This window comes from Streptomyces sp. NPDC089799 (assembly GCF_040684755.1).
Taxonomy (GTDB): Bacteria; Actinomycetota; Actinomycetes; order Streptomycetales; family Streptomycetaceae; genus Streptomyces.
This window is the reverse complement of sequence record NZ_JBFBGR010000025.1, coordinates 1-20558: the sequence shown is the minus strand read 5'-3', so window position 1 is coordinate 20558 and position 20558 is coordinate 1. Positions and strand designations below refer to the sequence as shown.

Sequence of the window (20558 nt, the reverse complement as noted above, 5' to 3'; positions counted from 1 at the left end):
TGCCCGCCGTACCCTCAGGGCCCTCCGTACCCTGCCTGCGGCCCGGGGCTTCCACCGGGCATGGGTGCCGGGCCCGGTCCTCGCGGGTGTGTCGGCCGTGGCCGCCGGTCTGGCGGCGGTGAGCCTGTGGTGGGCCCTGCCCGCACTGTCCGCGGGTTTCCTCGCCGGGAGCCGGCCCGGCAGGGCGCGGAGCATCGCCCTCGCGCTGGCGGGGGTCACCGTGACCGCCGTGGTGGCCACCGCCCTGGTTCCCGCATGGATGAACGGCGCGAGCCGGTTCGTGGCGGTGCTGGTGGGGTTCGCGCTGGTGCCGTGGTTCGCGGGGCGGTTCCTCCTGCAGTACCGGGAACTCGTCCGGGCCGGATGGGAACGGGCCGAGCGGATGGAACGGGAACAGCAACTGGTCGCCGAACGCGCCCGGTTGCGCGAGCGCGCCCGGATCGCGCAGGACATGCACGATGCCCTCGGCCACGAGCTCAGCCTGATCGCCCTGTCGGCCGGTGCGCTCCAGCTCGCCCCCGGACTGCCGGACGCCCTGCGGCCCGCCGCCCGGGACGTCCGGGCCAGGGCGGGTGCCGCGGTGGAGCGCCTCGGCGAAGTGGTCGGCGTGCTGCGGCACGACCCGGCGGACCTGCCGGCCCGCCGGGCCGGGGCGGGCATCGCCGACCTGGTCGCCCAGGCGGCGTCGGCCGGGCTCGCCGTACGGCTGCACACCGAGGGCGAACCCGCCGCGGACGCACCGGCGGTGGCGGAGCAGGCGGCGTACCGGGTGGTGCAGGAGGCCCTGACCAACGTCGCCAAACACGCGCCCGGAACGGAGGCGGTCGTGGAACTCCGCTACACCGCGGACTCCACGGAGGTCCGCGTGGTGAACGGGTCCGCCGCCGCGGCGGCCGACACCGACTCTTCGTCCGCCGTCCGCGTCCCCGCCGACCGAGCCGCAGGTCCGGGAGTCGCAGGTCCGGGAGCCGCAGGCACGGGAGCCGCAGGTGTGGGATCCGGAGCCCTCCGGGATTCCGGCCCGGCACCCGGCTCCGGTTCGGGCGGTTCGGGCCTGATCGGGCTGGACGAACGCGTCCGGCTGGCCGGAGGACACTTCACGGCGGGCCCCGCAAGCCCCGCAGACCCCGCAAGCCCCGCGGACGCCGGTTTCGTCGTGCACGCCGCGCTTCCGCACCGCCCGCCGCCGGCCGGCACCGTGGCGCCCCCACGGCCCGCGCCGTACGGCACGGCCGGTGCCGTGCTGCCGCCCGAACACCTGACGGCCCGCCGGCGCCTGCGGCGTACCGCCCTGGCCGCCGTGATGGTGCCGCTGCTGACCACCGCGCTGCTCGTCTGCGGGGTACGGGTGTGGGACACCGTGACGGCCCGCCAGTCCGTCCTCGACCCGGGGGACTTCGCGTCGCTGCGGATCGGCACGACCCGGGCCGCCCTGGAGTCCGTACTGCCGCGGCGTCAGACGACCCTCCGCCCCGCCCGTCCCGCCCCCGTGCCTCCCGGTGCGGAGTGTGCGTACTACGTACAGACCGCCGACCCCTTCGACGACCGGTCCGGAGACCTGTACCGGCTGTGCTTCCGGGACGGTCTGCTCCTCTCCACCGACACGTTCTCCGGGAAGGACGTCCGATGACCACGCCCCCGCCCGCCGTCCGCGTTCTGATCGCCGACGACGAGCCCATGATCCGCGCCGGCGTCCGGGCGGTGCTCGCCACCGACCCCGGCCTGGAGGTGGTCGCCGAGGCCGCCGACGGGCACCAGGCCGTGGACCTGGCGCTGCGCCACCGCCCCGATGTCGCCGTGCTCGACATCCGCATGCCCGGCCTGGGCGGCATCGAGGCGGCCGACGAGATCCGCCGGACCGCCCCCGCCACCCGCGTCGTCATGCTGACCACCTTCGGTGAGGACGACTACATCCTGCGGGCCCTGAGCGGCGGCGCCGCCGGCTTCCTCATCAAGTCGGGCGAGCCCGAGGAACTCATCGCCGGCATCCGTGCGGTGGCCGAAGGGGCGGCCTGTCTGTCACCCAAGGTGGCCGCCCGGGTCCTGGCCCACCTCGCGGCCGGGGACGCCGGCGCCGCGGCCTCCCGCAGGGCCGCCGCCCGGGAACGGGTCGAGGCGCTGACCGCCCGGGAACGGGACGTGCTGGCGCACCTCGGCGGCGGCCTGTCGAACGGCCGGATCGCCCGCCGGCTGGAGGTCGCGGAGGGCACCGTGAAGGCCCATGTCAGTTCGATCCTCGCCCGCCTCGGGGTGGAGAACCGCGCCGCCGCGGCCGTCGTGGCCCACGAAGCCGGGATCGTCCCCGTGACGCCGTCCGTGACGTGACTCCCGCCCGAGCCGCAGCCCGCGACCCGGCTGCCGCCCGCCGCGGGACGGGTTTCCGCCCGCGGCCCCGCCCGCGGCCCCGCGCGCGGTTCCGTACGGGGCCCCGGATCGGCGGCCGTCCCGCGGGAAGCGCTCCAGGACCGCCGAGGCCGACGCCATCGAGGCGGTCCGGGCCGACAGCATCAGTACGCCGGCCACCGTGGCCCCCAGCACCGCCCCGGCCAGCACGTCGTGGGGATAGTGCACCCCCACCGCGATGCGCGACAGGGCGCCGGCCGCGGCCAGGGGCAGGACCACGGCGGCGAGCCGCGGCCGTACGAACGCCAGGCCCACGGCGAGCGCCGCCGCCAGGGTGGCGTGGTTGCTCGGGAAGGACCAGTCACCGGGCTCCGGGCAGCCCGCCACGGCTCCGGCGGCGCCGCGCACCGCCCGGCACGGCCGTTCCTCGTGCACCATCAGCTTCAGGAACTCGCTCAGCGCGTACGCCGACACGGTCCCGACGGCCGCGGTCAGTGCGCCCGCCGCCTCCGCCGGGTCGCGCCGCCGCCAGGCGCGCCACGCCACCCGCAGGAGCAGCGCGCCGAGCACCAACAGGATCCCCTCGGTGGCCAGTTCCAGGGCGGTACCCAGCCACGGGGGTGCCTCCGCGACCCACCCGGTCAGCGCGCGGTAGCCGGCGGCCGACGGCCCGCCGGTCACCCGGACCGTTCCGTCGTGCCCGGTGCCGCCGGGGGCGAGCCACAGCACGGCACCCCCGCCGGCCACCGCCCAGCCGCCCGCGACCGCCGCAGTGCGGAGACCGGGCCCCGTTCCGGCTGCCCCACCCGCTCGTGCGCCGCCGTCGTTCCTGCTCGTATGCCTGTTCATGGCCCGACCGTAGGAACGACCCGCACGGCCCCGCCCCTGCCGAACTGCCGCAACCGACCCCGACGATCGTCGGGGTCGGCATCCGGCCACGAGGCGGTGGCGGAGGCTCCGGGGAGGGCGCACGCCGGACCACCCGCCGCGGACCGGCCGGGCCAGGGCCCGTCCGGCGGATCAGGGTCCGACGGGCCTAGGCGCCGTCGTTCTCGGGGCGCCGGGCGAAGCGCCACAGCAGATGGAACGCCCGCAGCAGGAACACCGCCGCGGCGGCGAGCCCGCCGGCCGCCGGCAGGACGCGTTCCGGCCAGGCCGGCAGGTCGAACAGCAGGGCCGGACCGGCCACCGCACCGAAGACCAGCGCGGCCGCGAACGCACCGCTGAACACGGCGTACCCGATCTCGACGGTGATCGCGTCCCGGTCCGCCCGGCTCCGCCGTGCCATCAGATGCGCGAGCTCTCGTTCCAGAGCCGGGCCAGGGCCAGGTCGCCGGTGACCGCCGGCCCCTCCAGCGGGATCCGGTTCCACAGGGCCGCGTACAACCAGGCCGCCTCGGCGGTGACCTCGCAGTCCGCCGCGCCCAGGTCGCCGATGACGGTGCGCGGCGGCTCGTGCGACAGGTGGACGGACCACACCGCGCCGGTGTCCGCCGCGCGGATCCGCAGCAGCTTCGGGTCCTCCGTACGGACCCGGCTGCGGCCCCGGGCGTGGAAGCCCGTCAGCAGTTCGTCGACGCCGTCCTCCGCGAACTCCGCCTCCACCGGCCCGAACTCGTGGAGCTGGAACCCGCGCGCCGACTCGGCGTCGAGCCGGTGCACCGTCGTCTCGTGCGCCTGCCGCCGCGCCCAGAAGCCCAACGGGGTGGGCGCGGTGGGCAGGAAGGTCCAGCACTGCACGTCCTCCGGGGCCTCGGACAGCACCCGGACCAGGTCGGCGTGCCCCTCCCGGTACCAGCCCACCAGCTCCGCGCCGCCGATCTCCGGGCCCTCGGCGGGCGGCACCGGGTCCAGCCGCCGCTCCTCCACGAACCCCGCCGCCCACCGGTGCACCGCCCCGGTGTGGCGCAGCAGGTCCGCCACGCGCCAGCCCGGACAGGTGGCCACCGCGGCATCGGTCCCGACCTGTTCGGCGGTCTCCGCGAGGCGCCCGCCCTCGAGCTCCAGCACCTTCACATACTCGGTGATCTCCATGGCGGGCAGTCTGGCACGCGGCCGGCGCACCATGGAGGAGTGATGGAGAAATGAACGCCGGCCCCTCCGGCCGCCTCCCGGAGGCGTACCCGGAACCCCACCCTGAGCCCCGGCAGCCCAAGCCGGAGCCCCACCCCGAGCTGTTCCCGCGCGAGCGCACCGAGGTCGCGCCGGGGGCCGTGCACGTGCCCGGGTGGCTGGACGGGGACCGGCAGCGGCGGCTGGTCGAGGCGTGCCGGGAGTGGGCGCGCCCTCCGGCCGGGCTGCGCACCGTACGGACGCCCGGAGGCGGGACGATGAGTGCCCGGCAGGTCTGCCTCGGGCTGCACTGGTACCCGTACGCCTACGCCGCCACGGCCGTGGACGGGGACGGGGCGCCGGTGAAGCCGATGCCGGGCCGGCTGGCGGAGCTGGGCCGCGAGGCCGTCCGGGCCGCGTACGGCTCCCTCGACCCGCTCGGCCCGGAGGACGCGTACGACATCGCACTGGTCAACTTCTACGACGCCGATGCCCGCATGGGCATGCACCGCGACGCCGAGGAGCGGTCCGGCGCCCCGGTCGTCTCGCTCAGCCTCGGCGACAGCTGCGTCTTCCGCTTCGGCAACACCGCCACCCGCGGGCGCCCGTACCGGGACGTGGAGCTCCGCAGCGGTGACCTGTTCGTCTTCGGAGGCCCCTCCCGGCTCGCCTACCACGGGGTGCCGAAGGTGTACCCGGGCACCGCCCCGCCCGGCCTGGGGCTCACCGGCCGGCTCAACATCACGCTGCGCGTCGGCGGACTCGGCCCCGTCACCCCCATCGACCCCGTCGCCCCCGTTGCCCCGGTCGACCCCGCCCCCGCCCGCGGCCCGGGCGGACGCGACGCATGAGCGGTCCGCCGATCATGCGAGGATCGCCTCTATGAACGGCAGCGGCAACGGCAACGGAAGCACCGGCTCCTCGCGCACCAAGCTCGAACGGGGCAGGGGTGCCCTGGGGCCCGCGCTGGAGCTGGTGCACACCGGCCGGGCCCCGACCCGGGCCGTGCTCACCGCCGAGCTCGGCGTCACCCGCGCCACCGCCGGCGCGGTGGCCGCGGAGCTGGAGGCCCTCGGCCTGATCCGGGTCGACTCCCGGCCCGGCGCCGCGAGCGGCGGCGGCGCGCAGGGCCGCCCCTCGCACCGGCTGTCCGTCGACGAGAACGGCCCCGTCGTCCTGGCCGCGCAGATCCACCCGGACGGGTTCCGTGCCGCGCTCGTCGGACTCGGCGGCCGCATCGTGGCCACCGCGCCCGGCCGGACCGTGTCCGCCGACCCGGCCACCGTGCTGCGCGAGGTCGTCGAGACCGGCGCCGCCCTGCTGCACCGCAGCGGGCGGCGCTGCGTCGGAGCCGGACTGGCGGTGCCCTCGGCGGTCGCCGAGCCGGACGGCACGGCCCTCAACCCGCTGCACCTGACCTGGCCGCCCGGTTCCCCGGTACGGGCGGTTTTCGCGGAGTGCGTGAAGTCGGCCGGGATCGACGGTCCGGCGCTCACCGGCAACGACGTGAACCTGGCCGCGCTCGCCGAACACCGGCACGGCGCCGGCCGCAGCGCCCAGCACCTGCTGTGCGTGGCCACCGGCCACCGCGGGGTGGGCGGCGCGCTGGTACTGGACGGGCGGCTGCACAGTGGCAGTTCCGGCCTGGCCCTGGAGGTGGGCCACCTCACGGTGAACCCGGAAGGCCGCCCCTGCCACTGCGGCAGCCGGGGCTGCCTGGACGTGGAGGCCGACCCGCTCGCCTTCCTCACCGCCGCCGGCCGCACCCCGGGCCCGGAGGTGTCGCTGCTGCAGCAGGCCCGTGACCTGCTGCGCGCGGAGTACGGCGACCCGGCCGTCCGCGCGGCTGCGGAGGAGATCGTCGACCGGCTCGGGCTCGGGCTCGCCGGACTGGTCAACATCCTCAACCCGGACCGGATCATCCTGGGCGGTCTGCACCGGGAGCTGCTGCACGCCGACCCGGAGCGGCTGCGGGCGGTGGTGGCCGACCGCAGCCTGTGGGGGCGCAGCGGGGGAGTGCCGATCCTGCCGTGCACCCTGGACCACAACAGCCTGGTGGGCGCGGCCGAACTGGCCTGGCAGCCGGTGCTGGACGACCCGCTGGGCTCCCTGGGCCCGGTCGCCTGACCCGGCGGCGGGTCAGGTCGGCCCGGCCCAGGGAGCCCAGGCCAGTGCCGCCCCGTTCAGCCGGGTGTCGTGGGTGCCGTCGCCTGGGCGCCGATCCCGTGCACGAAGGTCCGTACCGGATCGGCGATCACGACCGGCTCGGGCGCCGGCAGCGCGTCGATCCGTACCGGATGCGCCGGCGGGAGGGGCGGATCCGCCGCGTGCAGGGAGAACCAGACCACCTTCCCGGCGATGCCGGCCAGGTGCTGGGCCCCCCAGTTCTCGCTGACCGCCTCGACCAGCGCGAGGCCGCGCCCGCAGGTGCCCAGCGGATCGGCCGCCGTCAGCACCGGCAGCCGGGGATCGTTGTCGTGGACCGAGACGGTGAGCCGGCCGAGCCGCAGTTCCAGCTCGACGGTGCAGGCCTTGTCGGGCTGCGCGTGCCGGTGGACGTTGCTCAGGAGCTCCGTGACGCCGAGCACGGCCCGGTCTATGAGCGGGTCGAGCTGCCAGTAGCGCAGTTGCGCGGAGACGATTCTGCGGACCTGGCGGATGCGCGAGGGCAGGGCCTGCAGTTCGACGGTGCAGTGCCTGCGGGAAGGACTGATCACGGCTGCGACTCCCCGACATGTGGTGTAACGGGTGGTGCACCCTCTGTGATGCCACACCAGAGTCACCCAGGGACCCTCCCGTCGCAACCCGTCGTGGGGGACCGGTGGGGGCCGGAGCCCGGCATCGCTCCCGCCGGGGGTCCAAGAGATCCCTATGCAAACCCAAAGTGACTGTTTGTGCAGGTGGGAGAGGTACATTGCGAAGACGGGGCGGGTTGACGACAGAGGAGCAGGGCATGAGCGCGACAGGCATCACCGAGGGCATCACGGAAGACGTGGACCGCAGCGACCCGGACTACCGGGCCTGGCTGAAGGAGGCCGTCCGGAAGGTCCAGGCGGACGCCAACCGGTCCGCCGACACGCACCTGCTGCGCTTCCCGCTGCCCGAGGCGTGGGGCATCGACCTGTACCTCAAGGACGAGTCCACGCACCCCACGGGCTCGCTCAAGCACCGGCTGGCGCGCTCGCTGTTCCTGTACGCGCTCTGCAACGGCTGGATCCGGCCGGGACGCCCGGTGGTCGAGGCGTCGTCCGGTTCGACCGCCGTCTCCGAGGCGTACTTCGCGAAGCTGATCGGCGTGCCCTTCGTGGCGGTGGTGCCGCGGACCACCAGCGCCGAGAAGTGCCGCCTGATCGAATTCCACGGCGGCGCCTGCCACTTCGTCGACGACCCGATGAAGGTGTACGAGGAGTCGGCCGCGCTCGCGCAGCGCACCGGCGGCCACTACATGGACCAGTTCACCTACGCCGAGCGGGCCACGGACTGGCGCGGCAACAACAACATCGCCGAGTCGATCTACCAGCAGCTCCGGCTGGAGCGCTACCCGGAACCGGCCTGGATCGTCGCCACCGCCGGCACCGGCGGCACCTCCGCGACCATCGCGCGGTACGTGCACTACATGCAGTTCGACACCCGCGTGTGCGTCCCGGACCCGGAGAACTCCGTGTTCTTCGAGGGATGGACGACCCACGACCCGGACGTCACCGGCGACTGCGGCTCCCGCATCGAGGGCATCGGCCGGCCCCGGATGGAGCCGAGCTTCCTGCCGGGCGCCATCGACCGGATGATGAAGGTCCCGGACGCGGCCAGCGTCGCCGCCTGCCATGCGCTGGAAGCGGCGATCGGACGCAAGGCGGGCGGCTCGACCGGCACCGGCCTGTGGAGCGCCCTGAAGATCGTCTCCGAGATGGTGGCGGAGGGCCGCACCGGCAGCGTGGTGACCCTCCTGTGCGACCCCGGCGACCGCTACCTGGACAAGTACTACTCGGACGACTGGCTCGCCGCCCAGAGCCTGGACATCGCCCCCTACGCGAAGACGATCGAGACCCTCCTCTCCACCGGCATCTGGCGCGAACCGGGCGCCTGATCCCCGCCGAAACCGACCTGCTCGACGGCCCGAGGCTGCTCGCGGAATTACGTGGCCGACGGCGGGGCGCGGGGTTAGCCTCTGCGGAGCGGGTGGTCCGACGGGCCGCCGAGGAGGGCGGGGGCGGGATGGCGCGCGACTGGGCCGTCGGGCTGGTGGTACGGGAACTGCGGTACGGCGCACGCGAGATGCGGGAGGCGGCGCGGGCCGGGCGGCGGCCGCGGCCGCAGCGGGTCCGGGTGGTCCGGCAGCCGGCGGAGATGCCGGATGCGGCGATGGACCGGTACGAGGCCGTGCTGGAGCGTGCCGCGCGGCAGCGCCTGCGGATCACTGCCGGGCGGGTGCGAGGACTGGTCAACGACCGGCGGGGGCCGCTGCGGACGGCATGGGCCGAGGAAGTCGACGTACCGCCCGTCCGCCACCGGCACGGCGCCGATCACCACCGCACGCCGCTTCCCTACTGGCGGCCCCGCCGGGACGCCTGAGGCGTCAGCAGGCCGTCCAGGCTGCGGACCGCCTGGCGGAACGACAGGCCCAGGCCCGCCTGCGCCATGGTGAGGGCGAGCCGGAAGGGCGCGTTGCCGTCGGCCGCGAAGGTCCAGCGGACCCGGGTGCCGGTGCCGGCCGGGTCCAGCCGCCATTCCTCCAGCAGGGCCAGCACCCCCGGGGCGTTCGTCCCGTCCACCCGGTAGGCGTACCGCTGCTCCGGATCGGCGGCCATGATCGTCTCCTGGAAGCGGACGCCGCCGCGCAGCCTGATCTCCCGGCCGGCGCCGCCCTGCGTCGGCCGGGCCAGGGTCACCGCGCCGAACCACCGCGGCCAGCCGGTCACTTCCTCCGCCAGCGCCCGGTAGACGGCTCCGGGGGCGGCGCGCGCCGTGGTGGTGAAGGCCATCCTGATCGGGGCGGAGTCGATGAAGTCGAGCGTGACGGGGCGGAGTGCGCGAGCCATGGGGAGCTGCCTCCTCGGTCGTCCGGGGTCCGGAACGAGTTCCCTGGGAGCCCCCGGGGTGTCTCGGGGTGTCGCAGGTGCGTTCTCGGGGTGTCGTGGGGTGTCGTGGGGTGTCGTGGAGTGCGGTGGTGCGCTGCTGCGCAGCATAGTTGACGTCGCGTCAGATATCTGCCGGGGGAGGGCGGATCGTTCGGGGCGCGGAACGGGCATATCACCCTCGTTCCGTCCCGTGACGAGGGAGCCCCCGCCGTGGCCGAACCCGCGCCCGCCGCCCCAGCCCCAGTCGCATCCCCAGTCCCAGCCCCGGCCGCCCCCGCCCGCGCCCTCGCGCTCGAACTCCACGTGCACGGCGTCGGCGGCCCCTCCCCGGAGGAACTCCTCGGTGACCCGCGCACCGTCCGGATCACCGGCGACGACACGGCCGCCGTCTTCCGCCGTGCCGAAGACGCCGACGCCGAAGCCCACCCCGGCCGGTACGCCGGACAGCCCGTCACCGAGGCGTACTGCTGGTCCCGGCTCACCTCCGGCAACGGCGCCCGCGCCCTGTGGCTGCTGCTCCTGCCCTTCATGGTGGCCAACCTCGCCCACTGGGCCCGCCCGTCCGCCCCCGCGGACGGCCGGGCAGCGCGCGCGTACGGCGTGCTCGTCCGGCTCGTCGCCCTCAGCCTGACCGTGCTGCTGGTGGCCTCCGCCTGCGAGGTCGCCCTGGACCTGGCCGCCTGGCAGTGCGCCGGCTCCGCCCGCTGCACCGCCTCCCGCTCCTGGCTCGGCTTCCTCTCCGGCTTCCAGCCGGGCCGCCGCCTCGCGCTCGCCGCCCTCGTCCCGGCCTCGCTCACCGGACTCCTCTGGTACCTGTCCAACCGCACCTGGAGCGCGTACGAGTCCCAGGCCCCGCCCCGTACCGACCCCGACCGGCCGCACCCCGCCCCCACCCACTCCGACGGCACCCCGGCCCTCGGCCGGCCCGGGTTCTGGTACGGCCGCCGGCTCGTGGCCCGGCTCCGCGCCGCGCACACCGCCGCCGGGCTGCTCACCGTGGCCGCCGCGGTGACCGTACCCGCCGCCGACTTTGACCGCCGGTCCGCGGGCGGCCCGCCGGACGGACTCGGCTGGTGTGCCCAGGCGGCACTCGCGGCCGGCGCCGCCGTGGTGGTCTGGGTGGTGTGCCGGCGCGGCCGCGCCGAGACCCGGCTCGACCACCGCATCGACCGGGCCGTGGTCAGCCTGCTGCCCGGCGCCGCCCTCGCCCTGCTGGCCCTGTGCACCGGCTACGCCTGCTGGTCCCGCCCCGGCTGGACCGCGACCGGCCGGCTCCCCGGGGACGCCGCGTTCGGCCTGATCATGCTCGGGCAGGGGTGCTGCGCCCTGGCCCTGGTGGCGGTCACCGTGCCGCTGCGCCGGGCGGCCCGCACACCCGGCCGCACCCCAGGCCGCGCGCAGGTCCGCACGGCAGGCCGCACCCCGGTGGGTACGCCCGCCGTCGGCGGGTTCGGCGGGCCCGCCGTCGCCCTGCTCGCCTGCGCCCTGGGCGGGGTGATGGCCGGCGGGCTCGCCCAGCGCGTCGCCGACTGGCTCGACGGCGGAGCCACCCCGGGGGAGCCCGGGGCGCCGCTGCCCGGACCGCCCGTGCTGCTGTCCTGGCAGTCCTCCGTACTGCCGCCGCTCCTCCTCGCCCTGCTGCTGCCGGCCGTCCTGTTCGGGCTGCGCGGGGCCCGGCTGCGGCGCCGGATCGCCGCCACCGTGGCCGACGAGTACCCCGGGCAGCCGTACGACCGGGACCGCAGCCGCCGGATCGCCGCGGCCCGCGCCACCGCCGGACTCACCGACTCCACCCCCTGGTTCGTGGCCGCCGTCTCCGGGCTGACCCTGGTCCTCGGCGCCGGCGCGCTGGCCGGGGCCCGGCTCACCGGGGAGGTCCCGGAAGAGGCCGCACGCGGCACGCACCCGTGGCTGGAGGCCGCCGCGGGCGCCGCACAGGACGCCGGGTCCTGGCTCATCGGCTTCGGCTTCCTGCTGTTCGTCACCTGGGGCCGGCGCGCGTACCGGGACGCCTCCGCCCGCCGCACCATAGGGATCCTCTGGGACGTCGGCACCTTCTGGCCGAGGGCCGCCCACCCCTTCGCCCCGCCCTGCTACGCCGAGCGGGCCGTACCCGACCTGACCTGGCGGATCACGAGCTGGACCGCCCGCACCGGCGGCCACCTCGTCCTCTCCGGACACTCCCAGGGCAGTGTGCTCGCGGCGGCGGCCGTCTGGCAGCTGCCGCCCGCGGTACGCCGCCGCGTCGCGCTGCTCACCCACGGTTCTCCGCTGGCCCGCCTCTACGGGCGCTGGTTCCCCGCGTACTTCGGCCCGGCCGACCTCGCCGCGCTGCACCGGGAGGTGGACTGCTGGCGCAACCTCTGGCGGGCGACCGACCCGATCGGCGGCCCGGTCCTGTCCGGCACCGGGGAGCGGGGGCGGGGGCCGGGGGAAGGGCCGGCACGGGAGGGCGTCGACCGCGGCCCGCTGGCCGATCCGCTCGCGTACGGGCGTACGGAACTGCACCCGCTGCCCGCTCCGATCCTCGGCCACTCCGACTATCCGGCCGACCCCGTCTTCGCCGCCGAGCGCACGGCACTGCTGCGGCGGCTCGCCGTACGGGAGGGGGCGGGCGGCGTGCCGGATCCGCACGACCCGGACGTGCACGACCCGGACGTGCACGGCGCGGAGCCGCCCGCCGCGGAGCCGCACGAAGCCGAGCCGCACGCCGCCGAGCCGTACGAAGCCGAGCCCGGCCCGGCAGCGCTGCCCGGTCCCCGGCTCAGCGGGAAGCGGGAAGCTCCGGCCGATCGGGAACCCCCGCCAGGCCGGGAACCTCCGGCAGCGCCCCGGCGGCCCCCCGCAGGGCCGACGGCCCCGGCAGCCCCGACACCCCCGGAAGCTCCGGAAGGTCCTCGGGGAACAGCAGGGTGAGCTCGTCCGTGCTGGGCTCCCGGTCCGCGGACAGCTGCGCCACCCGACCGGCGTGCCGTTCCACCATCGACTCGAAGGTCTGCCGGGCGGTCCGGCCGTTGCCGAAGGCCGGGCCCTTCGGCAGTTCGGTGAAGTACGCCAGCAGGGCCTCCGGCGTGCCCTCGCCCAGCCGGTACTCGTGCTCGTCGGCCTGCTGCTCCACGATCCGCAGCAGTTCCCCGGGCCCGTAGTCCCCGAAGGTGATGGTCCGGGAGAACCGGGACGCCACGCCCGGGTTGACGGTCAGGAAGCGCTCCATCTCGGCCGTGTACCCGGCGACGATCACGACGACGGCGTCGCGGTGGTCCTCCATCAGCTTCACCAGGGTGTCGATCGCCTCCCGGCCGAAGTCCCGGCCCGAGTCCTCGGGTGCGAGGGCGTACGCCTCGTCGATGAACAGGACGCCGCCGCGGGCCCGTTCGAAGGCCTCCTGGGTACGGATCGCCGTCGAGCCGATGTGCTCTCCCACCAGGTCCACCCGGGACACCTCCACCAGGTGGCCGCGTTCGAGCACCCCGAGGGAGGCGAGGACCTCCCCGTACAGGCGGGCGACGGTGGTCTTGCCGGTGCCGGGGGAGCCGGTGAAGACCAGGTGGCGGCGCACCGAGGCGGCCTTCAGCCCGGCCTGCTGCCGCCGGCGGCCGACCTCGATCATGTCGGTCAGTGCCCGTACCTCGCGCTTGACGCTGTCCAGACCCACCAGGGCGTCCAGCTGTCCGAGGACATCGGCGGAGCGGCGGAGGCCGGCGGCCGGGCCGGCCGGCTGCCGGCCGCCCGTCCCGCCGGCCGCGGCCGGTCCGCCGTCGGCTCCGCTGCCGGGCCCGGTGCGCTGTGCGGTGCCCCGCCCCGTGGGCTGGACGGGCACGGCCGCCGCCGTGGCCGTCCGGCCGGCGGAGGCAGCCGGGAAGCCCGGTGCCGGGAAGGCGGGTGCCGGGGCGGAGTCCGGGACCGGGACGGCGGATCCCGCACCGGACCCGGGACCGGCCGCACCGGACCCCGTACCACCGGTGCCCGCTCCGGAGGAGCCCAGCACGCCCGCCCGCTGGGGCGGTTCGTCGCTCGTACAGTCCCGGGCGAGGGGCCCGTCCTCCGCGAACTCGTACCCACCGCGCGCACAGCGCTCGGTGTGGCAGTGGCTCAGCTCCGTGCGGCAGCCGTCGATCACGTGGAACCCGAAGCCGCTGCTGCCGGTGACCCGGCAGCCCGTGAAGCTGCCCTGGCCGCCGGCCGACACGTAGAACCCCGCCTCCACCGCGGAGCCCACCGTGCAGTGCTCCAGCACCGGGTCCGCGCCCTTGGTGACGATCACCCCGGTCTGCACGGTGTCGACGGTGCAGCCGGACAGGGTTCCGCCGCTGCCGTGGTCACGGAACCACGCACCGGTCGCCGCCTCCCGGATCCGGCAGTCGTCCAGCCGCGCGGCGGCCCCGTCGCTGACCGAGACCGCCGTCCGGGCGACCCGCTCCAGGTCGCTGTCCACGACGTCGACCCGCGAGCCCCGGTCCAGTACGAACAGCGCGTCCGGCACGTCACGCACCCGGCAGGACGCCAGCGAGGCGGTCGCACCGTCGCTCACCCACACCGCCGGGTAGTCGCCCGTACTGTCGTGGATCTCGCAGGAGTCGGCGTCCACCCGCGTCCCCGGGTCCCACACGGACAGGCCGTTGCGCCCGAACCGGCGCACGGTGGTGCGGCTCAGCGTGAGGACCGAACGGGACCGCAGGTCCACCGCGTTCTCGGGGATGTCGTGGATGTCGCAGCCGGCCAGCGCCAGGACCGCGTCGGTGTCCAGGGTGACCCCGTCGGCGGTGGTGCGGTGCACCGAGCAGTCGGTCAGCCGGGCCACGGCCCGCGCCGCGATCTGCACGCCCGTGCCCCGGATCTCGTACACCTCGCAGCCCAGCGCCTCCAGCGCCGAGCCCTCGCCGGTGACGCCGATCCCGGCGCCGGTGCCGTGGTGGATCCGGCACCGCTCCAGCCGCGGATGGCCGCCGCCGCGCACCAGGACCCCGGTCTGCCCGGAGGCGGTCACCTCGCAGTCCTCGAAGACCCCGCCGCCGCCGTCGACCACGGAGATGCCCGTCCCGGCGGGATTCTCGACCGTGCACCGGCGCACCACCGGCCGGGCGCCGCCGCGGACTTCGATGCCGGCCGAGGAGCGGGCACTGATCCGCAGCCCGGTGATCTCGGGGGTGCCGTCCTCGACGAGCAGTGCGGGCGCCGTCCGGTCCTGGCCCTCCAGGTGCAGGTCCTGGACGACGGCGGAGGAGGCCACAATGAGCGCGACCCCGTCCGCCGGGGCGATCCGTACGGCACCGGGGGAGCCCTCCGGGCCGCGCAGCGTGACGGCATGACGCAGCACCAGGTTCTCCCGGTAGGTGCCGGGAGCGATGGAGAGGACGTCGCCGTCCCCCGCGGCGGCCAGGGCGGCGGTCAGCGTCGGATATTCCCCGGCGCGGCGCCGCCACCGCGAGGACCCGCCGTGCGTCACCTGGACCGTGCCCTGAGCCATGGTGCTGTCGTGCCCCCGCCTTCGTCGCCGTCGACGCCGCCGGCCCGTCGTCCGGTGCGTCGGTCCACCGTAGCGCGCGCGGGGCCGGTGGGTTGCCAGGTCGGGTGCGCGGCCCCCGGGCGGGCGCCCGTCAACTGCCCGCGCCCGCGCGGCCCCAGTCCGGGCCGACCACCGCCCATGCGCGGTCCAGGCGCTGGTAGCGCCGGTGCACCAGCCTGCGCAGGACCATCCGCCGGACCGTCTCCACCAGCGCGGCGACGGCCAGCGCCGCCGCGAGTCCGACGAGCCCGGCGTGCAGGGCGGCCGTCGACGGATCCAGTGGCCGGGCCACCGGCCTGCCCCCGCCGTCGGTCCACATCCGGAAACGGTCCCCGGGCCGCGGCGGTTCCTCGGCGGCCGGCACCGCGCCCTGGTGGGCACTGCCGTCGGGCGCGGTCCAGGCCGCGAGGATCCTGGTCCGCTGCGGGCCCTGCCGCGGTTCCTGCCGCAGGGCCTGCTGCGTTACGTGTTCCCCCTCCGGCATCTCCTCCGGGCCCCGCTGAGGCGTCTGCTGCCGGGGACGGTGCGGTTCCTGCCGCTGCGAGACCTGCAGCGGGCCCGGTCCGGGCGCCGTCCCGTTCACCGCGCGGACCACCACCGCCGGCACCAGGTGCCGTTCCTGCCGCTGTTCGCGCACGGCGCGCTGCAGGGTCGCGTCCACGCTCAGCCCGGAGATCCAGCCGATCGCCGGAGCCACGACGAACAGGCACACCAGTGCCGCCAACGCCACCCATGCCTCGATCATGTCGGTACGCCGGCGGAGCGGATTCCTCCGCCACCGCCACACCCCCGTTGCCATCCGCACGGTGGGCACCCCCTTTGCCTCCGTCTGTCCTGCACGCCCGGTCACGGCGGGCAGGCCCTCGGCCCAGCCTCCCCCACGCGCGGCGGGCGCGCATTCGGGGAGGCGCGAGACGTGCGTCACCCGCACGTCCCGAACCGATCAACGCGGCGTCCGGGCGGGGTGGTTCCACAAGAACGGAAGAACAGCCCGAAGGTGGCGTTCCGGTGCTCAGTGCGCTTCCCGTACGCGGACCTCGTCGCCCACGCGGACCGTGCCCGTCCGGACCGGCACGAGCAGCCGGCCGAAGGCCAGGGACCTGCCGATCCGGCGGTGCTGCGCAAGGGTCCGCAGGGGCTCCCGGCCGCGCTCTGCGGTCTGCTGGTCGGTGGTGGTCACGATGCACCGCCCGCACTCGCGGGCCCCCCGGAACACGGCGTCACCGATCTCCACCCGCTGCCAGCCGTCCTCGGCCCAGGCGGCCGCCCCGGCCACGACCACGTTCGGCCGGAACCGGTCCATCGGCAGCGGACCCTCCCCGGGGTGGGCGCCCTGCGCGATGAGCTCGTTCAGCGCGTCCAGCGAGGCCAGGGTGGTGAGGAGGAAGGGATAGCCGTCGGCCAGGCTGACGGATTCGCCGGGCAGCGCGTACTCCGGGTCCACGGAACGGCGTTCGGCGGGGTCGTCCATGTGCACCAGACGGACGGGCTCGCCGAGGTAGGCGCTGAACCAGGCGTGGCCGTCCTCGCCGGCGAGGACGGTTTCCACCTTGGAGCCGAAGAGCAGCACCGGTTCGAGCCGGTCCGCTACGGGCACTTCGACCGTGATATCCGGCATGCCCGGTGCGGAGAGCGAGATCCCGCCGCCCCCCAGCGGACGGGCTCCCGCCAACGCCAGCCGCGGCTGTTGGCGTTGGGTGATGACGTTCCCATCGATGTCGACGACCGCCCACCGTCGGTCTCCGGCGGGCCCCCAGGGCTCCACGGCCACCTCGTCGGGAGCTGTCCCCGCTACCGACTTGACGGGGTGGACGTGGAGTGCCTGGACGTACATGTGCGACATGAATACATTCTGCCGGGCGCGCGGCCGGCACCCCAACCGGTTCCCCGGCCGCGGGCCGGGACGGGTGGGGACGACGCGGCCGTCAGTAGCCGCGGCCGCCCTGGTACTGGCGGCCGCCGTACGGGTCGTCGAAGGACGGGACCGGCACCTGGATCTGCACCGGGGCCTGGACCGGCCGAGGGCTCGCCGGACGCATCGCCTCGTAACCGCCCGCGGCGACCGGCCGCATGGGCTGCGGCATGGGCTGCGGCTGGGGCTGCATCTGCATCTGCGGCTGCTGGGCGTAGCCGCGGGCCGGGGCCTGCTGCTGCGGGATGTACGGAGCGGGCGCCTGCTGCAGCGCCATCGGCTGCGGAGCCTGCTGCTGGTACGGGTACCCGTACCCGCCGGGCGCCTGCTGCGCGGGCACCGGCGCCGCCGGCAGGGCGGGCAGCGCCGCGGGCAGCGCGGGCAGCGACGAGGCCAGCGCGGGCAGGTGGCTGCTCGGGCCGCCGCTCTGGTAGCCGCTGCTCGGCGAGGGTTCGTAGGCGGCGGGCACGCGGATCGGGGCGATCTGCGGGGTACCCCGTTCGGCTACGAGCGAGTCGTAGATGGGGGTGTCCGGGAAGGAAGGCGCGGAGTAGTAACCGCCGCCATACGCGGAGCGGGGGGAGGTCATGGTGCATAAGTTAAGCCCACGGGTTCACCGGGTCCATAGCAAGGGCCCCCGAACCCTGCGCTGACCTGCATATTCGCAGGTCAGCGCCACACCTTTCACTGGACGTTCACGTGCACGTTTCGTCACTTCCGCCCCTGAATGCCACTTCTCGTACGCATACACGCCCGTGCCCCCGCCTCCGGTTTGACGGAGCGCCAGGCCGGGATGATGCCTGCTCAGAGGGCGGTTCCGGGTCCGGCGCGGGCTCCGCTTCACGACCGGGCGGCAACCCCGGCCGAGGGCCGGGTCAGGCGTCGCTCGGCCGCGGGTACGTACGGCCCTTCCACGCAGCGCCGCGCCCCCGGTGGTGCTGCCGGGCCGAGTCCACCGTCATCAGCAGGTACAGCAGGGCGGTGAAGGGGAGCGCCGGGGCCAGGGCGGCGGTCAGCCGGTAGTAGCGCAGCATCGGGACGTACGTGGCCGCCATCACCAGCCAGGCGAGCCCGCCGGCCACCGCCGCCACCGGGGACCCCGCAACCACCCCGATCAGCAAGGCGAGGGGCGGAACGAGATAGACGACGCAGAGGCCGGCCACGGTGCCGACCAGCAGCGACGGCCGGTGACGGAGCTGGGCATAGGCACTCCGCGACACCATCCGCCAGAGATCGCCGAGCCCCGGATAGGGGCGCACGCTCTCCACACGGTCCGCGAGGCCGAGCCAGATCCGGCCGCCGGCCCGCCGGACGGCCCGGGCGAGCGACACGTCGTCGATGACCGCCTGCCGCACCGATGCGGGCACGCCCGCCCGCGCGGCGGCCTCGTCCCGCAGCAGGACGCACCCGCCGGCCGCGGCGGCGGTACGGCCTCCGGGCCGGTTCACCCGACGGAACGGATAGAGCTGGGCGAAGAAATAGACGAAGGCGGGCACGAGCATCCGCTCCCAGAAGGTGGCGACCCGCAGCCGGGCCATCTGGGACACCAGGTCCAGACCGTGCGACTCGGCGGCCGCAACCAATACCCGCAGGCTGTCCGCCTCGTGCGCGATGTCGGCATCGGTGAGCAGCAGGTACTCGGGCGCCGGGTCGCCCCGGCGGGCCAGCGCGATCCCGTGCTCCAGCGCCCACAGCTTCCCGGTCCACCCGGCCGGAGGTTCCCCGGGCGAGGTCACGGTGAGCACCACCCCACCCCCAGCAAGGCGCCGGGCCACGTCCCCGGTCCCGTCCGTACTCCCGTCATCCACGAGGAAGACCCCGACCGGCCCCGGATAGTCCTGGGCGAGCAGCGAGGGCAGGCTCAGGGGCAGCACCTCGGCCTCGTCACGCGCCGGGACGATCACGGCTACGGGAGGCCAGGGCTCCCCGGCGGTCCGGCCTTCCCCGACGTCCGGCAGCCGCACATCGGTCCGCCAGAACATGCCGTTGCCGAGCAGCAGCCAGAACCACACGACGAGGGAAACCACCGCAGCAACGCCGACGAGACCCATTGCGGCAGTCTGCCCGAGCCCCCACCCACCCCGATGCCGGACGCGCGGAACAGCAGGAGGGTGCACCCGGGCGGGACCCGGGCGGGACCGGACGGGACAGGACCGGGGCCGGCCGGGACAGGGGCCGGACGGGGGCCGGACAGCCGGGGATCCGCCCGGCCCGCCCGACGTCGATTAAAGTGACCGGGTGAAGATCGCGCTCATGGACTCCGGAATCGGCCTCCTCGCGGCGGCAGCGGAAACGCGCCGGCTGCGCCCAGACGCCGATCTCGTGCTGGCATCGGACCCGGACGGCATGCCCTGGGGGCCGCGTACGCCCGAGGACCTGACGGGTCGCGCCCTGCAGGTCGCCCGCGCCGCCGCGGCCCAGGAGCCGGACGCGCTGATCGTCGCCTGCAACACCGCCTCGGTGCACGCCCTCGCCACGCTCCGGGCGGAACTCGAACCGCACATTCCCGTCATCGGAACCGTGCCCGCCATCAAGCCCGCCGCGGCGGGCGCCGGCGGCCGCGTCGCGATCTGGGCCACGCCCGCCACGACCGGAAGCCCGTACCAGACCGGCCTCATCCGCGAATTCGCCGCGGGCGCCCGGGTCACCGAGGTCCCCTGCCCGGGGCTCGCGGACGCGGTCCAGTGGGCGGACGAGGAAGCCATCGCCCGCACGGTCGCCGCCGCCGCGGAGCTCACGCCGCCCGACGTCACCGACGTGGTGCTCGGCTGCACGCACTACGAACTGGTCGAGGACGCCGTACGGTCCGCCCTGGCGGAGCGCACCGGGGGCACGGAGCTCGTCTTCCACGGCTCGGCCCGCGCGGTGGCGATCCAGGCCCTGCGCCGGATCGGCGCGGAACCGGCGGAGGACCTGCCGGCCACCGGCCGACTGACGGTCCTCCTCAGCGGCCGCGAGTCGCTGCTGCCGCCGGAAGCCCTCCGGTACGCGGAGGGCCGCCTCCTCGCAGCCGCAGAAAACGCTCCGGTCGCCGGCTGACGCGGTCGTCGGCGTCCCGCCCCCGGCCCCTGACGGGCAGCCCCCGGGCACCTACTCGCTCCTGACCCAGCGGAGCGGGCTGCCTGTGCGGGGTCGGGGGCCTTGGCCTGCCCTGCCCGCCCTGCCCGGCCCCGCCCTGCTCAGCCCGGCGCAGATCAGCGCAGATCAGCCCAGCCGCGTCCCGAGGCCGAGGCAAGACTCGTCGAGCAGACCCAGGTGAAGACGTCCTGGCCTCCAGGCCCCCGCCGCGCGAAGCCTGCTCCGCCCGGGCGGCATCGCAGGGGTGCCCGGGGGCTGCCCGTCAGTCCTCACTGTCCTTCCGTGCCGGCCGCCGGCGTCAAGGGCGCTCCTTCGTCGCGTCGCCCGGAGGGCGATGGCCCTTTGGGCCACCCTTGACCCCGACGACCGTCACGGAACGACAAGGACTGTCGGGGCGGCCCCCGGGGGAACGGCATGGGGGACCCAAGGCCATCCTGCTCTGGCGTTGGCGGGCACGAGCAGCAGCTCCGCTCGGCCAGCCGCCCTCCGGGCGGGACGCCAAATCGCGGTTTGACGGGATGACTGCACGAAACGACGCCCAGGGCGCCCCAGATCGCTACGTGCTCCTGTTTCTCGGCGGACGCGGCCCGTC

The 20558-nt window shown here is 75.6% G+C and carries 16 protein-coding genes and 2 pseudogenes; 8 read left to right on the top strand and 10 right to left on the bottom strand.

Translation table 11 applies throughout. The features are described 5' to 3' along the window. Positions 1-97: 97 nt before the first annotated feature. Complete coding sequence (locus tag AB0O36_RS25325) at positions 98-1630, top strand: histidine kinase (RefSeq protein ID WP_365114323.1); 1533 nt, start codon at positions 98-100, stop codon at positions 1628-1630. Further along, entirely contained in the window at positions 1627-2325 is a 699-nt protein-coding gene (locus tag AB0O36_RS25320) for a response regulator transcription factor (protein WP_365114321.1), read from the top strand. Before AB0O36_RS25325 ends, AB0O36_RS25320 begins: the two co-directional genes overlap by 4 nt. Before the next feature lie 231 nt (positions 2326-2556). Here the strand turns inward: AB0O36_RS25320 and AB0O36_RS25315 are convergent. The 3 genes and pseudogenes from AB0O36_RS25315 to AB0O36_RS25305 form a co-directional block, all read right to left on the bottom strand. After that, positions 2557-2781 (bottom strand): annotated as a pseudogene (locus tag AB0O36_RS25315) (phosphatase PAP2 family protein); the annotation flags it as partial. Between the two features lie 598 nt (positions 2782-3379). Continuing rightward, complete coding sequence (locus AB0O36_RS25310) at positions 3380-3631, bottom strand: DUF6332 family protein (protein ID WP_365114319.1); 252 nt, start codon at positions 3629-3631, stop codon at positions 3380-3382. Continuing rightward, positions 3631-4377 carry a maleylpyruvate isomerase family mycothiol-dependent enzyme gene (locus AB0O36_RS25305; protein WP_365114317.1) on the bottom strand — a complete coding sequence of 249 codons (747 nt, stop codon included), beginning with the start codon at positions 4375-4377 and terminating at the stop codon, positions 3631-3633. The genes AB0O36_RS25310 and AB0O36_RS25305 overlap by 1 nt, the downstream gene beginning before the upstream one ends. Positions 4378-4427: 50 nt before the next feature. Here AB0O36_RS25305 and AB0O36_RS25300 point away from each other — a divergent pair, with 50 nt between their 5' ends. Next, positions 4428-5246, top strand: a complete 819-nt coding sequence (locus tag AB0O36_RS25300; protein ID WP_365114315.1) for an alpha-ketoglutarate-dependent dioxygenase AlkB — start codon at positions 4428-4430, stop codon at positions 5244-5246. Between the two features lie 31 nt (positions 5247-5277). Next, positions 5278-6522 carry an ROK family protein gene (locus AB0O36_RS25295; RefSeq protein WP_365114313.1) on the top strand — a complete coding sequence of 415 codons (1245 nt, stop codon included), beginning with the start codon at positions 5278-5280 and terminating at the stop codon, positions 6520-6522. Between the two features lie 56 nt (positions 6523-6578). Here AB0O36_RS25295 and AB0O36_RS25290 read toward each other — a convergent pair whose 3' ends face one another. Further along, positions 6579-7112, bottom strand: a complete 534-nt coding sequence (locus AB0O36_RS25290; RefSeq protein ID WP_365114311.1) for an ATP-binding protein — start codon at positions 7110-7112, stop codon at positions 6579-6581. Positions 7113-7348: 236 nt separating this feature from the next. On the opposite strand from AB0O36_RS25290, the gene AB0O36_RS25285 reads away from it, so the two are divergent. After that, positions 7349-8479 (top strand): PLP-dependent cysteine synthase family protein, encoded by a 1131-nt coding sequence (locus tag AB0O36_RS25285; RefSeq protein WP_365114309.1) that lies wholly within the window; start codon positions 7349-7351, stop codon positions 8477-8479. 128 nt (positions 8480-8607) lie between these two features. Then, entirely contained in the window at positions 8608-8964 is a 357-nt protein-coding gene (locus AB0O36_RS25280) for a hypothetical protein (RefSeq protein WP_365114308.1), read from the top strand. Here the strand turns inward: AB0O36_RS25280 and AB0O36_RS25275 are convergent. Beyond that, on the bottom strand, positions 8937-9431 hold the full coding sequence (locus AB0O36_RS25275; protein ID WP_365114306.1) for an SRPBCC family protein: 495 nt from the start codon (positions 9429-9431) through the stop codon (positions 8937-8939). The two genes, AB0O36_RS25280 and AB0O36_RS25275, sit on opposite strands and share 28 nt — an antisense overlap. Before the next feature lie 342 nt (positions 9432-9773). On the opposite strand from AB0O36_RS25275, the gene AB0O36_RS25270 reads away from it, so the two are divergent. Beyond that, positions 9774-12386: a hypothetical protein gene (locus tag AB0O36_RS25270; RefSeq protein WP_365114469.1), complete on the top strand. Its 2613-nt coding sequence runs from the start codon at positions 9774-9776 to the stop codon at positions 12384-12386. On the opposite strand, the pseudogene AB0O36_RS25265 reads toward AB0O36_RS25270, so the two are convergent. The 5 genes and pseudogenes from AB0O36_RS25265 to AB0O36_RS25245 form a co-directional block, all read right to left on the bottom strand. Continuing rightward, positions 12349-14937: pseudogene (locus AB0O36_RS25265) on the bottom strand (right-handed parallel beta-helix repeat-containing protein); the annotation flags it as partial. The gene AB0O36_RS25270 and the pseudogene AB0O36_RS25265 overlap by 38 nt on opposite strands. 130 nt (positions 14938-15067) lie before the next feature. Beyond that, positions 15068-15781: a hypothetical protein gene (locus tag AB0O36_RS25260; RefSeq protein ID WP_365114304.1), complete on the bottom strand. Its 714-nt coding sequence runs from the start codon at positions 15779-15781 to the stop codon at positions 15068-15070. 207 nt (positions 15782-15988) lie between these two features. After that, on the bottom strand, positions 15989-16819 hold the full coding sequence (locus AB0O36_RS25255) for an MOSC N-terminal beta barrel domain-containing protein (RefSeq protein WP_365114302.1): 831 nt from the start codon (positions 16817-16819) through the stop codon (positions 15989-15991). An 82-nt stretch (positions 16820-16901) separates the two neighbouring features. Beyond that, on the bottom strand, positions 16902-17477 hold the full coding sequence (locus tag AB0O36_RS25250) for a DUF6643 family protein (RefSeq protein ID WP_365114300.1): 576 nt from the start codon (positions 17475-17477) through the stop codon (positions 16902-16904). 286 nt (positions 17478-17763) lie between these two features. Beyond that, positions 17764-18939 (bottom strand): glycosyltransferase, encoded by a 1176-nt coding sequence (locus AB0O36_RS25245; RefSeq protein ID WP_365114298.1) that lies wholly within the window; start codon positions 18937-18939, stop codon positions 17764-17766. Between the two features lie 187 nt (positions 18940-19126). Between AB0O36_RS25245 and AB0O36_RS25240 the strand changes: the two genes are divergently transcribed. Beyond that, positions 19127-19927 (top strand): aspartate/glutamate racemase family protein, encoded by an 801-nt coding sequence (locus AB0O36_RS25240; RefSeq protein WP_365114297.1) that lies wholly within the window; start codon positions 19127-19129, stop codon positions 19925-19927. Positions 19928-20558 lie beyond the last annotated feature (631 nt).